12 protein-coding genes are annotated in these 15,098 nt (G+C 73.0%); 7 read left to right on the top strand and 5 right to left on the bottom strand.

All coding sequences use genetic code 11. The annotated features are described in order from the left end of the window. Positions 1-9: 9 nt before the first annotated feature. The 3 genes from ACGFSC_RS29240 to ACGFSC_RS29230 form a co-directional block, all read right to left on the bottom strand. Positions 10-2,124 (bottom strand): glycosyltransferase family 2 protein, encoded by a 2,115-nt coding sequence (locus tag ACGFSC_RS29240; RefSeq protein WP_359901868.1) that lies wholly within the window; start codon positions 2,122-2,124, stop codon positions 10-12. Positions 2,125-2,692: 568 nt separating this feature from the next. Beyond that, complete coding sequence (locus tag ACGFSC_RS29235; RefSeq protein WP_359901865.1) at positions 2,693-3,430, bottom strand: 3-oxoacid CoA-transferase subunit B; 738 nt, start codon at positions 3,428-3,430, stop codon at positions 2,693-2,695. Positions 3,431-3,434: 4 nt separating this feature from the next. Further along, on the bottom strand, positions 3,435-4,196 hold the full coding sequence (locus tag ACGFSC_RS29230) for a CoA transferase subunit A (protein WP_359901863.1): 762 nt from the start codon (positions 4,194-4,196) through the stop codon (positions 3,435-3,437). A gap of 485 nt (positions 4,197-4,681) precedes the next feature. On the opposite strand from ACGFSC_RS29230, the gene ACGFSC_RS29225 reads away from it, so the two are divergent. From ACGFSC_RS29225 to ACGFSC_RS29200, 6 genes are all read left to right on the top strand, one after another. Then, positions 4,682-5,953 (top strand): substrate-binding domain-containing protein, encoded by a 1,272-nt coding sequence (locus ACGFSC_RS29225; protein ID WP_359901860.1) that lies wholly within the window; start codon positions 4,682-4,684, stop codon positions 5,951-5,953. A gap of 5 nt (positions 5,954-5,958) precedes the next feature. Next, positions 5,959-6,789, top strand: a complete 831-nt coding sequence (locus tag ACGFSC_RS29220; RefSeq protein WP_359901857.1) for an ABC transporter ATP-binding protein — start codon at positions 5,959-5,961, stop codon at positions 6,787-6,789. A 95-nt stretch (positions 6,790-6,884) separates the two neighbouring features. Then, complete coding sequence (locus tag ACGFSC_RS29215; RefSeq protein WP_359901957.1) at positions 6,885-7,649, top strand: ABC transporter ATP-binding protein; 765 nt, start codon at positions 6,885-6,887, stop codon at positions 7,647-7,649. After that, positions 7,649-8,515 (top strand): branched-chain amino acid ABC transporter permease, encoded by an 867-nt coding sequence (locus ACGFSC_RS29210; RefSeq protein WP_359901855.1) that lies wholly within the window; start codon positions 7,649-7,651, stop codon positions 8,513-8,515. The genes ACGFSC_RS29215 and ACGFSC_RS29210 overlap by 1 nt, the downstream gene beginning before the upstream one ends. Positions 8,516-8,724: 209 nt before the next feature. Further along, complete coding sequence (locus ACGFSC_RS29205) at positions 8,725-9,852, top strand: branched-chain amino acid ABC transporter permease (protein ID WP_380351481.1); 1,128 nt, start codon at positions 8,725-8,727, stop codon at positions 9,850-9,852. Further along, positions 9,849-10,754 (top strand): alpha/beta hydrolase, encoded by a 906-nt coding sequence (locus ACGFSC_RS29200; RefSeq protein WP_359901850.1) that lies wholly within the window; start codon positions 9,849-9,851, stop codon positions 10,752-10,754. Before ACGFSC_RS29205 ends, ACGFSC_RS29200 begins: the two co-directional genes overlap by 4 nt. A gap of 157 nt (positions 10,755-10,911) precedes the next feature. Here ACGFSC_RS29200 and ACGFSC_RS29195 read toward each other — a convergent pair whose 3' ends face one another. Both ACGFSC_RS29195 and ACGFSC_RS29190 read right to left on the bottom strand, forming a co-directional pair. Continuing rightward, positions 10,912-12,186, bottom strand: coding sequence for a hypothetical protein (locus ACGFSC_RS29195; RefSeq protein WP_359901847.1), 1,275 nt, complete (start codon positions 12,184-12,186; stop codon positions 10,912-10,914). 496 nt (positions 12,187-12,682) lie between these two features. Next, on the bottom strand, positions 12,683-13,270 hold the full coding sequence (locus ACGFSC_RS29190) for a VTT domain-containing protein (protein ID WP_359901955.1): 588 nt from the start codon (positions 13,268-13,270) through the stop codon (positions 12,683-12,685). A gap of 629 nt (positions 13,271-13,899) precedes the next feature. Between ACGFSC_RS29190 and ACGFSC_RS29185 the strand changes: the two genes are divergently transcribed. Continuing rightward, entirely contained in the window at positions 13,900-15,015 is a 1,116-nt protein-coding gene (locus ACGFSC_RS29185) for an LLM class flavin-dependent oxidoreductase (RefSeq protein WP_359901844.1), read from the top strand. Positions 15,016-15,098 lie beyond the last annotated feature (83 nt).

The raw sequence follows: 15,098 nt of genomic DNA, 5'->3' as shown, positions 1-15,098 counted from the left end.
CGAGTGCTGTCAGTGGGGGGATGTGCCGCTGCCGGCGCGGTCGGGTGCGGGGCGGTCGGGTGCGGGCCGGCTGGGCGACGGATCCGGTGCCGTGCGTGCGGGCGGCGAGCTCCGGGGGTCGCGGGCGTGGCGCGGGCGGCGCTTCTCCAGGAGGACCGTCGGGGTGGCCGTCGGGCCGCCGGTGACGGTGAGGTTGGCGGTGGGGCGGGTCCGGCGGCGGCGGACGGCGTCGCCGGCGGTGATCAGGACCGGCAGGAGGGTGAGCACCAGGGCGATCCAGGCCCAGGCGCGCATCGCGGCGTGGTCGTAGCCGGTGACGTAGGAGGCGGTGATCGCGCCGCCGAACACCAGCGTCCAGAAGAGGTGGAAGCGGAAGGTGCCGAGCCGGTCGGTGCTGGCCGAGCGGCCCTTGGGCGTCACCACGAAGCGGCTGCGCACCCGCAGCAGCGACTGGAGCAGCGAGGCCGCGTAGACCGGGCCGCAGAGCGCCGACATCACCATCCCGGCGACCCCGGAGGAGCCGGCCGGCTCGTGCGGGCTCACGTTGTGCTTGCGGTTCCAGGTGTAGAGCAGGAGCTGGAGCGCGGCGGCGTCGCTGTAGAGCATCATCCAGATCTCCGAGGAGACGTGCACGCCCGATGCGCCGAAGCCCAGGTAGAGGACGCTGGACAGGCCGCCGAGCAGCCAGGTGAGCGCCGCCATCGGGTAGAAGCCCACCATCAGCGTGTAGTTGAGCAACCGCCCGGGGGACAGCTGCCACAGCACCCGCCAGTACTGGGTGAAGAGGGTCTCGTAGGTGCCGCGGCTCCAGCGCAGTTGCTGGGAGAAGAAGTCGGTCCAGGAGGACGGTCCTTCGCCGACCGCGAGCACGTCCGGGGTGTACACGGACTTCCAGCGTTCCCCGGTCTCCGGGTTTCGGCTGCGGTGGAACTCCAGGCCGGTCGCCATGTCCTCGGTGATGGAGTCGTACAACCCGCCGATCGACTGGAGCGCGCTGATTCTGACGGCGTTGTTGGTGCCCACGAACATGGGCGCGCCGTAACGGTTTCCGGCGCGTTGGACGAGGGCGTGGAAGAGGTACTGCTGGCTCTCGGAGAATTTGGTGACGGCCGAGCCAGAGCTGCGGTAGTTCCCGTACACCTGGGGGCCGACCACGAATGCCACGTCGGGGTCGCGGAAGTAGCCGAGCATCCGTTCGCAGAAGTCCGGCAGTGGAACGTGGTCGGTGTCCACGGACACCCAGAACTCGTAGTCGTCGCCGTGGGCCTGGAGCCAGGCGTTGTAGTTGCCGTGCTTGGTGCCGGCGCGGAACCTGCCCTTCGGCCGGTTCCACTGCGGCCGGCCGGCGCGGCTGAAGTGCCGCACGCCCAGCTCGGCGCAGAGCTCCCGCATTGCAGGATCGTTTCCCTCGTCCAACAGCCAGACGTCGTAGGGTCCGTTGTGCCGAACGGCGCGGGCCGCGGTCAGCGTGGCCCGGACCATCTCCGGCGGCTCCTTGCCCGGCACGCAGGTGGTGAGGAAGGCGACCCGGGTGCCGGGCACCGGCGTCACCGGGACCGGGTCACGGGCGACCAGCGTGGCGTGGGTGTTGGAGACGACGTTGACCAGCCGGAACACCTCGACGACGGCGATGATGCCGATCATCACCTTGTCGCCGAGCAGCACCAGGGCGTTCGTCTCGTCCAGCCGCTCGGGCCAGTGCTCCGGCAGCAGCAGCCAGACCAGCAGCACCACCTCCACCACCGGGGCGGCGACCATCAGCAGCGCGGCGCGGATCCGGTGCGGCTCGCGGCGCAGCAGGCTGCGGTACCGGACGCGGTAGGGGACCGCGGGCGGTGGCTCGTACGGGGGAGAGGCGTACGGGGTGCTCGCCGGGGTGGGGTCTTGCGGGGCGCTCGCCGACGCGGGGCCGTACGGGGCGGCCGGTTCGGGCCAGTAGACGCCGCCACCGAGGTCGTCGTCCTCGTCCGGGTCGTACGCCGGGCCCGCGAGACGACTGAAGTGGCCGTAGTCGTACGGGGCTTCGGGTGCGGGAACGGCACTGAGGGCGGCCTCGTCCAGCTGCCCGGCACCTCGCCCGCCGGCCGTTCCGGCGCCCTTTCGCCGCGAGAACGGCGTGGTCATGGCTGCTCCCCCCGGAGTTCGCTCCGTGCTCGGCTCGCTCGGCCTTCGCGTGGGCCTGCCTCGACTCGGAGCCGTCCGGGTGGAACTCGGTGGAACCGGCCGGAATCGGCTGGAACGGGACCGGGCGAACTGCGCTTCTCACGCAGTTCCCGGGCCGTCCAGCACATTCGCCGGGTTCCGCCGGTTCTGTCGCGCGTCGGTACGGGGGCTTCGAATCCGGGATCCCGATGCACTTTCCAGCTTCCCCTCCGGGCGCTCCGGGATCCTTGGCCTCATCAACTCTCCCCGAGTGCACCGGTGATCGCAACCAATCCGGGAGATCGCCGCCGCCCAAGCATGAAGATGCCACGGTTCCCGGCCGGTCCGGCGGGCGTTGGTGCTATTGCGGTGAATTCGCCCGGGCCCGGGCGGCGATCCGTGGAACTCGGGGGCGGCGGAGGGCTGTTGAGAGGGGCGGTCGCGGTCGCGGTCGCGGTCGCGGTCGCGGTAGCGGGGGCGGGAGTGGGGCGGCGCAGCGGCCGGACCGCCCCACGGGCGATCCGGCCGTTGCGCCCGGGGGTCGGGCCGGTCAGCGCGGGGGCAGCAGGGCGGCGCCGGTCGCGGCCCGGACCTCCGCGAAGTCCACGCCCGGCGCCGTCTCCACCACCCGCAGCCCCTCCGGGGTCACGTCGATCACCGCGAGGTCGGTGATGATCCGGTCCACGACTCCGCGACCGGTCGCCGGAAGTGACAGCTCGTCGACGATCTTCGGGGAGCCGTCCCGGGCGGTGTGCTCCATCACCACGATCAGCCGGCGGGCCCCGTGCACCAGGTCCATCGCGCCGCCCATGCCCTTGACCATCTTGCCGGGGATCATCCAGTTGGCGAGGTCCCCGGTGGCCGACACCTGCATCGCGCCGAGCACCGAGACGTCGATCCGCCCGGCCCGGATCATGCCGAAGGAGAAGGCGGAGTCGAAGTACGAGGCGCCGGGGGCGACCGTCACCGTCTCCTTCCCGGCGTTGATCAGGTCGGCGTGCTCGGCGCCCTCCTCCGGGTACGGGCCGACGCCGAGGATGCCGTTCTCCGAGTGCAGCACCACCTCGACGCCCGGCGGGAGGTGGTTGGGGATCAGGGTGGGCAGGCCGATGCCCAGGTTCACGTACTGGCCGTCGCGCAACTCGCGGGCGGCGCGGGCGGCCAGGGCGTTGCGCGGGTCGAGGGCGGAGGCGGGCGCGGAGGCGGGTGCGGAGGTGCGGGCGGAGGTGCGGGCGGAGGTGCGGGCGGAGGTGGGTACCGGGGTGGGGGCGGCGGTCTCGGTGGGCATCGGGTCAGGCCTCCTGGAGTGCGGGGCGGACGGTGCGGCGCTCGATGCGGCGGTCCTCGGGGTCGGCGGCCACCACCCGGTCGACGTACACCCCGGGCAGGTGCACCGCGTCCGGGGGGAGCTCGCCGGGCTCGACGATCCGGTCCGCCTCGACCAGGGTGATCCGGCCCGCCGCCGCGCAGAGCGGGTTGAAGTTCCGGGCGGCGGCGTGGAACACGCAGTTGCCGTGCCGGTCCGCCACCTCGGCCCGGACCAGCGCGAAGTCCGCCGTGATCGCCTCCTCCAGCAGGTACCGGCGGCCGCCGAACTCCCGGACCTCCTTCGGCGGGGACGCCAGGGCCACCGAGCCGTCGGCCGCGTAGCGCCAGGGCAGCCCGCCCTCCTCGACCTGGGTGCCGACCCCGGCCGGGGTGAAGAACGCGGGGATGCCGGCTCCACCCGCCCGCAGCCGTTCGGCCAGCGTGCCCTGAGGGGTCAGCTCCACCTCCAGCTCGCCGGAGAGGTACTGCCGGGCGAACTCCTTGTTCTCCCCGACGTACGAGGAGGTCATCCGGGCGATCCGGCCGGCCCGCAGCAGCAGGCCCAGCCCCCAGTCGTCCACCCCGCAGTTGTTCGACACCACCCGCAGTCCGGTGGTGCCGGAGTCGGCCAGGGCGCCGATCAGCGTGCTCGGGATGCCGCAGAGGCCGAAGCCGCCGACGGCCAGCACCGCGCCGTCGGGGATGTCCCCGACCGCGTCGGCGGGGGAGTCCAGGACCTTGTCCAAGGGATCACCTCATGAGGGAGTGGGAGGAGGGGAGTCGTAGGAGAGGAGTGGGAGAAGAGAGGAGGGGGCGGAACGGCGGGGCAGGGGAGGGGCAGCGGGGCAGGAGGCGACGGGGAGCGGGGGAGGGACGGCCGGCGGGCCCGGGAACCGCGCGGAGCCCGTGGCCGTACCAGGCCGGGCTGGGGTCCTGCCTGGGCCGGACCGGGCGGGCACGCCGCTGGGGTGGCTGCCGCCGGACGGGCTCCGCGCCCCTCCACCGTCACCGGGCGGGGGCCGCCGCAACCATGGCGGCCACCCCCATGGGTGGGTGAGGAGTCGTGTCGACAGGCCATACCCTGGCGCCCGGAGGGCGACGGAGGCCCGGCGGTATGTCGGCCGGAACCACATCCGGACGGGCTGATGCGTCAACTGGGCACATGTCGCCACTCCCACCGCACACCTACGGTTCCGGCATTCACCCCGCCGCACCTCAGGAGTCGGTCACCATGCGCAGCTCGACAGCCCCCTCCCGGACCGCCGCCGGCGCCCGTCCGGGCGACTCCCTGACCGGCGGCCCGGCCCGGAAGCTCGCCGCCCTCGCGGCCTGCGTCCTGCTCGCCTCGGGTTGCGCCAAGGCCGGAACGGCCGGGACGAGCGCGGCGGACGGTGGCGCCAAGGGCCCGATCAAGGTCGGCCTGGTGTACTCCAGGACCGGTCCGCTGGCCGCCTACGGCAAGCAGTACCTGGAGGGCTTCAAGGCCGGCCTGAGCTACGCGACCAAGGGCACCGGCGCGGTCGACGGGCACAAGATCGAGTTCGAGGAGCAGGACGACGCCGGCGACCCGGCCAAGGCGGTGTCCGCCGCCAAGGACCTGATCGGCAAGGGCTACAAGGTGCTGGCCGGTTCCACCGCCTCCGGGGTGGCCCTCCAGGTCGGCCCCATCGCCGCGCAGAACAAGGTGCTCTTCATCAGCGGCCCGGCCGCCGCGGACAAGGCCACCGGTCTGAACAAGTACACCTTCCGTTCCGGTCGCCAGTCCTACCAGGACATCAAGACCGCGGCCTCGTTCGTCGGTGACGCGAAGGGCAAGAAGGTCACCGTGCTCGCTCAGGACAACGCCTTCGGCCAGGCCAACGTGGCCGCGGTGAAGGCGGTGCTCGGCGGTGAGGGTGCGACCGTCGACCAGGTGCTCGCCCCGCCGAGCGCCACCGACCTCACTCCCTTCGCCACCCAGGCCCGGACCGCCAAGCCCGACCTGCTGTTCGTCGCCTGGGCAGGCGACACCGCCTCGGCCCTGTGGACGGCGCTCAACCAGCAGGACGTGTTCGCCGACACCAAGGTCGTCACCGGCCTCGACCTGGCCGCCTCCTACCCGCTGTTCGGCCCGGCCGGCGAGAAGATCTCCTTCCTGAACCACTACTTCGACGGCGCCGCCGGCACCCCGGTGGAGAAGGCCATGACCGAAGCCGTCACCGCCGCCGGAGGGAAGACGGACATCTTCACCCCGGACGGCTTCACCGCCGCCCAGATGATCGTGCACGCCGTCGAGTCCAACCACGGCTCCGCCGACGACACTTCGGCCCTGGTCAAGGCTCTGGAGGGCTGGAGCTTCGACGGGGTCAAGGGGAAGACCACGGTCCGCGCCGAGGACCACGCCCTGCTCCAGCCGATGTTCCAAGTGCGGCTGACCGGCAATGGCGCCGCCGCCAAGCCCTCGGTGGAGAAGACCCTGACCGCGGACGAGGCCGCGCCCCCGGTCACCCCGATGGCGGGCTGATCCCGATGCCCGCCCGCACCGACTCCACTCCTTCCGCCGCCTCCTCCTCCGCTCAGGGCTCCTCGTCCGTGCGTTCCTCCGCGTCCTCCTCCCCGGTGCTGCGTCTGGACGGGCTCGGCTGGGCCGTCCGCGGCGTGCCGATCGTCGAGGACGTCTCCTTCTCGGTCGGCGAAGGCGAGTTCATCGCCTTCATCGGGCCCAACGGCGCCGGCAAGACCTCCCTCTTCAACCTGATCTCGGGCATCTACCCGGCGACCCACGGCAGCCTCCACCTCGACGGCGCGGACGTCACCACCGAGGCGGTGCACGCCAGGGCCCGCCGCGGTCTCGGCCGCACCTTCCAGACCTCCTCCCTCTGGCCGGGGATGACGGTCGCCGACCACGTCCGCCTGGCCGCCCAGGCGGCGGCCGGGCCGCGCGCGTCGTACCGGCTCTGGCGCCGCGCCGACCGCTACGAGCAGCAGTTGGCCGACACCCTGGAACGCACCGATCTCACCCACCGCGCCGACACCCTCGCCAGTGCGCTCTCGCACGGGGAGAAGCGCAAGCTGGAGCTGGCCGTCCTGCTGGTCTCCGAGCCCCGGCTGATCCTGCTGGACGAGCCGATGGCCGGTGTCAGCGCGGAGGAGGTGCCCGCCCTCACCGAGCTGATCCGTTCCGTGCACCGGGACCTGGGCCGGACCGTCCTGATGGTCGAGCACCACATGGACGTCCTGCTCGGCCTGGCCGACCGGCTCGCGGTGATGCACCACGGCACGCTGCTCGCCCTGGACACTCCCGAGGCCGTGATGGCCGACCCGACCGTGCAACAGGCCTACCTGGGTGAGGCGTTGTGACCTCCTCTCCGTTCTCCGCTCAGCGCCCCACTCCTTCGGGGCGCTCCGCCTCCTCGCCGTCCTCCGGCACCGTCCCCCTCCTCTCCGTCCGCGATCTGCGGGTGGTCATCGACGGGCTGCACATCCTGCACGGGGTCGACTTCGACGTGGCTCCCGCCGGAGTGACCGCGCTCCTGGGCCGCAACGGTGCCGGCAAGACCACCACCGTCAAGGCCGTCATGGGCCTGGTGCCGCGCACCGGAAGCATCCGGCTCTCCGAATCCGAGCTCTCCTCCCTTCCCACGCATCTGGTCGTTCGTCACGGCATCGGCTACGCGCCCGAGGACCGGGGGATCTTCGCCGGCCTGACGGTCGCCGAGAACCTCCGCCTCGCCGAGCGCGCCGCCGGGAGCGGGGGCGCCGCCGGTGAACCGGACTACGCACTCGTCCACGAGCTCTTCCCCGAACTCAAGCAGCGAGCCGGGCAGTTGGCCGGGACGCTCTCCGGCGGCCAGCAGCAGATGGTGGCGATCGGCCGGACGCTGCTCAACCGCAACCGGCTGATCATCGCCGACGAGCCCACCAAGGGCCTGGCCCCGAAGATCGTCGCCGAGGTGGCCGAGGTGCTGGCGCGCGCGGCCGAGGCCGTGCCCGTCCTGCTGGTCGAGCAGAACCTCGCCCTCGTCCGCCGACTGGCCGGCACCTGCGCCGTCCTGGCCGACGGCCGCACCGCCCACCGCGGCGACACCGCCGAGCTGTTGGCCGATGAGGAAGCCGCCCGCCGCCTGCTCGGCGTCGGCTCCCGCCACCCGCTCGCCGGCGGGCCCCGGCCCGCCTCCTCCCCGGCCGCCCCCGTCCTCACCGCCGAGGTGAAGCCCTGATGGACACCGTCGTCCTCCTCTCCTGTACCGGACTCGGTCTCGGTGCGCTGTACTTCCTGGTCGCCTCCGGTCTGTCGCTGATCTTCGGTCTGATGGACGTGCTCAACTTCGCGCACGGCGCCCTGCTCTCCATCGGCGCCTACGCCACCTGGTGGGCCGGCGCCGAGGCCGGCTTCTCCTTCTGGCTCGCGGTGCCGTTCGGCACCCTGGTCGGGACGGTCGCCGCCGTCCTGTTGGAGCTCTTCCTGATCCGGCCGCTCTACAGCCGCCCGCGCGACCAGATCCTCGCCACCGTCGGGGTCGGGCTCGCCGTACCCGCCCTGCTGATGGGGGTCTGGGGCGCGGATTCCCGTCCCTTCCCCCAGCCGGAACTGCTGTCCGGCACCTGGCACGTGCTCGGGGCGACCGTCCCGGTCAACCGCTTCGTGCTGGTGGCCGCCGCCGCACTGCTGCTGCTCGCTCTTCGGTTGTTCCTCGCCCGCACCCGCTACGGGCTGATCGTCCGGGCCGGCGTCGAGGACCGGGCGATGGTCACGGCGCTCGGCATCGACGTCCGGAGGGCGTTCACCCTCGTCTTCGCCCTCGGTGGGGCGGCCGCCGCGCTCGGCGGCGCCCTCGGCGGCCTCTACTTCGGTTCGGTCAATCCCGGCCAGGGGACCGGCCTGCTCATCTTCGCCTTCGTCGTCGTGGTCATGGGTGGCATGGGCTCCGTGACCGGAGCCGCCGTCGCCTCGGTGGGCGTCGGCCTCGTCCAGCAGTTCGCCAACTACTACACCGGCGCCGGTCTCGGCGACCTCTCGGTCGTCGTCCTGCTCGCCGTCCTGCTTCTCGTCCGACCCCGTGGACTCACCGGGAGGCTCGCGTGAGCGCCGAAACACCGATCACGAGCACCGGTGGCCCCGCGGCGAGCCGCAGCGCCGCCGCTCCGGCAGGGGGGACTGACACCGGCCCTGCCGTGACCGCCGTGCCGGAAGAGGGGACTGACACCAGCTCCGCCGACACCGCCACTGTGGCAAGGGGGACTGACACCGGCCTTGCCGAGACCCATTGTGAACACAGGAGCGGTCCCGGCGCCATCCCTCGAACAGGTGATTCAGTCACTAATCGCTGGACAGGCGTGCACAGAGCGCTACGCTGGTGGCCGATCGCCCTGCTGATCACGTTCCTTGTCGCCCCATACAGTGCGCTTCCCGTCCCGGGACTGCTCGACGGCCCGCTCGGCAGCCCCGGCAGCCTCCAACTGCTCGCCCTGTGCCTGCTCTACGGGGCCCTCGCCACCGGTTACGACCTCCTGCTCGGTCGGACCGGACTGCTCTCCTTCGGCCACGCGCTCTACTTTGCGACCGGCCTGTACGCCACCGATCTCGGCATGCTGGAGCTGCGACTGCCGTTCGCCGCCGCCGCGGTGTTCGGCGTCGCCTGCTCCGTGCTGCTGGCCCTGCTGCTCGGCTCGGTCAGCCTGCGCGTCACGGGCATCGGGTTCTCCATGGTCACCCTCGCCTTCGCCCAGGCCGGCTCGATCCTCGTCCAGCGCAACCCCGGCGGGGTCACCGGCGGCGAGGAGGGCCGATCCGCCCCGGCCGACCTGCTGCCCGCCGGCCTGCTCGGGATCGAGAACACCGCCAACCTGTACTGGATCGCCGTCGGCTACCTGGTGCTGACCGTCGCCGCGGTCCACTGGGCCGTCAAGTCGCCGATGGGCCGGGTCTGGGAGGGCATCAAGGAGAACGAGCGCCGGGTCGAGGTGCTCGGACTGCGGCCCTACGGCTACAAGCTGGTCGCCTTCGTGCTCGCCGGCGGGCTCGCCGGGCTGGGCGGGGTGGTCTACCTGCTGCTGACCGGTGGCGCCACCCCGCAGGCCGCCACCTCGGACGCCACGCTCGCGCTCCTGGTGATGGTCGTCCTCGGCGGCTCCGGCACCCGCTGGGGACCGCTGCTCGGCGGTGTCCTGTACACCTGGGCGAGCCACCGGCTCGGCGACCTCGCCAACTCCTCGACCGTCGCCGACCTGCCGGCGGTGCTGCGGGTTCCGCTCTCCCAACCCCTGTTCCTGCTGGGCGCCCTGTTCGTCGCCGTGGTCTACCTGCTGCCCGGCGGCCTGGCTAGACTGCCTGCCCGCATCCGCACCGCCCGGTCCGCCCGCTCCGCCTCGGTGCCGGCCGGTCTCGGAACCGCCCACCCCACCGGAGGTACCCCCGCGTGAGCCAGTCGCCGCTGAAGCCCGAGGAGTTGACCGTCCCCGTGCCCGGTGGGGACCTGGCCGTCCTGCGCTGGCCCGCAGACGACCCGCGGGCCCCCACGATCGTGGCGGTGCACGGCATCACCGCCAACGGCCTCGCCTGGTACGAGGTCGCCCGCCGGCTCGCCGGCCGGGTCACCCTGCTCGCGCCCGACCTGCGGGGCCGCGGCGCCAGCCGCTCGGTCGCCGGACCGTACGGGCTGGCCCGGCACGCCGACGACGTGGCCGCGCTGATCGGCGCCCTCGGCCCGGGGCCCGTCACGGTGGTCGGCCACTCGATGGGGGCCTGGGTCACCGCCCTGGCCGCCGTCCGGCACCCCGGCCTGGTCCGCCGCGTCCTGCTGGTCGACGGAGCGGTGACCTTCCCGCTGCCGCAGGGCGTCCGCGAGGAGGACGCCCTGGCCGCGGTGCTCGGCCCCGCGCTGGCCCGGCTGTCCACGACCTTCCCGGACCGGGACGCCTACCGGGAGTTCTGGCGCGGGCACCCCGCCTTCGCCGGCGAGTGGACCGAGGGGATCGACGCCTACACCCAGCGCGACCTCGTCGGCACGGAGCCCGAACTGCGCTCCTCCTGCGTGCTGGAGGCCGTACAGATCGACGGTGCCCAGGTCCTGCTGGACGAGGAAGCGGCCGGCGCCGTGCACCGGCTGCCCTGCCCGGCCGACCTGCTCTGGGCCGAGCGCGGCCTGCTCGACGAGCCGCAGGGCCTCTACGACCACGCGCGGCTCGAACTGGCCCGGTTGGACACGGAGCGGGTGCCCGCCGCACCGGTGCCCGGCACCAACCACTACTCGATCCTCTGGGGCGGGGCCGGGGCGGACCGCATCGTCCGGATCCTGCTCGCGGACGCCCTCGCCGCCGAGTAGCCGGCCGGGCTCGGGAGCGGGCCGGAACGCCAGCGACCGGCACGCCAACGGCGGAACCCCGTGGCCGGCACGCCAACGGCCGGAACGACAGCGGCCGGCGAGGGATCCGACCCCCGCCGGCCGGTCCCGGTGGCTCGCTCCTGCGCGCCTCGGCGCGTCAGCCCGCCGTGCCGAGGAAGCTCTCCCAGCCGCCCGCCGGCGCCTGGCCGACGTTGAGCGAGCGCAGCTTGCGCAGGGTGGACTGGTCCTGCACCTCCAGCCACTCGACCAACTGCTTGAAGGAGACCAGTCGGACGTCGGGCTTGCCCGCGACGGTCTTGAGCGTCTCCTCGACGGCGTCCATGTAGATGCCGCCGTTCCACTGCTCGAAGTGGTTGCCGATGAAGAACGGCGCGCGGTTGCTGTTGTACGCGCGCTCGAAGCCCGCCAGGTAGGAGTTGGTGGCCTGGGTGCGCCAGTCGCCGTACTTGGCCGGGTCGCCCTTGGTGCTGCCGCTGGACTGGTTGGCCAGGATGTTGTAGTCCATCGACAGCACCTGGAAGGTGTGCCCGGGGAACGGGATGGACTGCAGCGGGAAGTCCCAGACCTTGCCGTCCTGCACCTTCTGCGGCCATATTTGCAAGCCGCCCGAGGAACTGGCGTCGTACTTCCAGCCCAGCTTGGCGATGGTCGGCAGCAGCGCCTTCTGGCCCTCCAGGCACGGGGTGCGGCCGCCGATGAGCTCCTTCTTGTAGTCGAAGGGAAGCGGGTCGACGTCGGTGAAGCCGGTGTTGGTCCGCCACTGGGTGACGAAGCCGATCGCCTGGTCGATCTCGCTCTGCCAGTCCTCGGGGGTCCACATGTTGACCCCGTTCTTGTCCGGACGGCTGGAGCAGAAGTGCCCGTTGAAGTGGGTGCCGATCTCGTGCCCGGCCAGCCAGGCCTGGCTGATGAGCTTGAGCGTGCTCTTCACCGCGCCGTCCGACAGGTAGGGGATGTCGGAGGCGCCGACCGAGTGCTTCGGCGGGTGGTACAGGTCGGCCTTGCCCTTGGGGAGGGCGTAGATGCCCGAGAGGAAGAAGGTCATCGTGGCCTTGTGCTGCTCCGCCAGCTTCAGGAAGCGGGGGAACTGGCCGTCCTCGGTGCCGCCGGCGCCGTCCCAGGAGAAGACCACGAACTGCGGCGGCCGCTCGCCCGGCTTGAGCTTCTCGGGCTTGGGCTGGTTCGGCTGCGGTCCGGTGTCCGCGTTGGAACCGTCGCCGATCGGGGTGCCCTTGGGCACCGCCGCCTGGGGGTCGGGGCCGCCGCCCTGGGCGGTTCCGGTACCGCCGGGGCCGGGGGAGGTGGCGCCTTGTCCCGAGCCGGATCCGCCGCTGGAGCAGGCCGCGACCGCGCCGAGGGCCGCGGTCGCGGCGGTTGCACTGAGCACCGTCCTGCGCGAGATGCTGGTCATGGTCTCCCCTGGGTGCCGATGCCGGTGGTGAGGGCGGCCCGCAGCCGCACCGGTCAAATCGGGCAATTGATGAGTATTCCGCCGTTAGCATGTCATGTCGCCGCGGCGGCTTCCAAGGTCGCCGAGCGCTGACGACTTCCAACACGCCTGGCGCATCCGGCTGGGCTGCGGGGATGCGCCGACTGTTGCCGTCCTGTGACGCTTCCCACCCCGTGCGGCCCGGTCAGTACGCTACCGCCGGCCGGTCGGCCCGCCGCCGGGGTTCGTCGTCGTTCGGCCCGATTGGTCGCCCTTTTGGGAAAACTTTTGCCCCTTGCCGGGGTGGGCGGCCCGAAGCCCGCCAGGGGGAGGGCCGGCCAGGGCGGGCGTGCGGAAAGAGGTGTGCCGGCCCCGGTGGGATCACGGAAGCCGCGCGGAACCACAAGGAAGGGGTCCGCCGCGGCGGGACCGTCGCAAGGGGCGGAGGGGTGGCCGGGAGCGGTCGCCGGGCGGACCGTCAGAGTGCGGCGAGCCGCCGGGTGCGGCGCACCATGCGCGCGATCGCGGTGCTGATGGCGGTGGCCGCCGCGCAGGAGACCACGAGGCTCAGCCAGGCGGTGTTGAACCAGTGGCTGTTCAGCCAGCCCAGCGTCACGATGTAGGCGGCCCAGACCAGCGCCGCCAGTGCCGACCAGTGCAGGAACCGGTGCGGATGGGCGGGGGAGTGGCCGATGGCCAGGTCGAGGACGGTCCGCCCGGCAGGGACGAACCGCGCGACCACCACCATCGCGGCGGCCGCCCCGTGGGGTCGTTCGATCAGGGCTTCCTGGACCCGGGCCACGCTGGCCGCCAGTTTGGGGCGCCGGGCGAGTCGGCGGTGCAGCACCGGGGCGCCGCGCCGGGCCAGGTTGAGCAGCAGCAGGTCGCCCAGGAAGGAGGCCACCGCCACGCCCAGCCCGAGCATCAGGGGCGCACCGTCGATCTGCGCGGTCTTGAGCACGGCCAGGATGACCAGCGTCCCGCTGGGGATGAACGGAAGGAGGGCGTCCCCGAGCACGGCGACGAGCGCCAGCGCGCAGATCCACGAGGATCCGGTCGCCGCCACGAAGTTCAAGGCCCTTTACTCCCTCCACGCCTCCCGAGGGAGCAGGTGGCTGCAGGGGTCAACGCTAGCGCCTCGACTTTTCATGCCATGAAGCACCCCGGTATGGCATGGGTCACGGTCGCTGATTCCGGCCGCGCCCCGGGGCGGGAAACGACGCGTCCGGGCCGGTCCGGGGGCCGGGGCGCCCGGGTGGCGGACCGTCGCCGAAACCGAACGAGCCCCCGGGGCGGGGTGCCGCGCCGAGGGCTCGCAGTGATCGTCCGGTGCTGGTCCAGCCCGACGATCTTGCTGGTGGAGTGCGGATCCCGCTCCGGCGACCTGCTCCCGGCCCCAGCCTGCCGGACGCCGGCCCCCGGTCGCGAGTCCTGGCGCTGGCGACTTCCGGCGCTGGCGGGAAGTCGCCAGCCGTGTTCGCCCGCTGGCTCTGCGTCAGCCGAACGGTCGGTCGACTTCCGTGCGAAATGGCCGAAACCCGCTCGGACCGTGGCCGGACGACACTCCGGAGGCGGGAACAGCGAGGCCCCGGCCGTGGTTGACCCCCCTCGGCGACAGCGACCGGCGGGCCATCCGGGACCGCGCGGTCACCCACGACGGCCGGCCCGAGGACGGCGGCCAGAAGGGCGGACGGGATGACCACCGAGGACCACCAGGAGCACGGGACCGGACCGGAGACCGGATCGGCGGCCGGACCGGCGGCCGGCACGGCGATCCGCGGCACCGCCCGCGGGACGGCGCCCGCGCCGCTCTCGATCCTCGACCTCGCCACCGTCGGCGTCGGCCACACGCCCGCCGAGGCCCTCGCCGCCACCACCGAACTGGCCCGCCGGGCCGAGCAATGGGGCTACCACCGCTTCTGGGTGGCCGAGCACCACGGCATGCCCGGAGTGGCCAGCTCCACCCCGGCCGTCCTGCTCGCCCACCTCGGGGCCAACACCACGACGCTGCGGCTGGGCTCCGGCGGCGTCATGCTCCCCAACCACGCCCCGCTGGCCGTCGCCGAGCAGTTCGGCCTGCTGGAGGCCCTGCACCCGGGGCGGATCGACCTCGGACTCGGCCGCGCCCCCGGCACCGACCCGGCCACCGCCCGGGCGCTGCGCCGCGGCCTCGCCGAAGGCGCGGACGACTTCCCGCAGCAGCTCGCCGAGCTGACCCACTTCCTCGACGGCGACTTCCCGGACGGCCACCCGTACGCCCGGCTGACCGCCGTCCCCCAGGGCGAGGGCCGACCGCCGGTCTGGCTGCTCGGCTCCTCCGGCTTCAGCGCCCAGCTGGCGGGCCGCCTCGGCCTCCCGTTCGCCTTCGCCCACCACTTCAGCAGCGCCAACACCGTCCCGGCGCTGGACCTCTACCGCTCGTCCTTCCGCCCCTCCGCCGTGCTCGCCGAGCCGTACGCGCTGATCGGCGTGAGCGCGGTCGCCGCCGACGACGAGCCCTCGGCCCGGCGACTCGCCCGCTCCGCGGCCCTCGGCATGCTCCGCCTGCGACGCGGCAACCCCGGCCCGATCCCCACCCCGGAGGAGGCCGAGGACTACCCGTACACCCCGGGCGAGGCCGACTTCATCGACAGCTGGCTCGACAACGTCGTGCTCGGCGACCCGGGCCGGGTCGCCGACGGGCTGGAGGCGCTGCGCAAGCGGACCGGCGTGGACGAGCTGATGGTGACCTCGCACATCCACGGCCACGAGGCCCGGCTCCGCTCGTACGGCCTGATCGCCGAGGCCTACGGCCTGACGGCGGCGGCGTGACCTCGACGGCCTGACGGCACCTGGACCGACGGCGCCCGCGTGACCGGGCAGCGTGACCGGGCACCCGGACCGACGGCCCACCG

It is taken from the genome of Kitasatospora sp. NPDC048715, assembly GCF_043198905.1.
In the GTDB taxonomy this organism is placed as follows: domain Bacteria; phylum Actinomycetota; class Actinomycetes; order Streptomycetales; family Streptomycetaceae; genus Kitasatospora; species Kitasatospora lactacystinica.
This window is presented reverse-complemented; position numbering and strand designations above follow the sequence as displayed.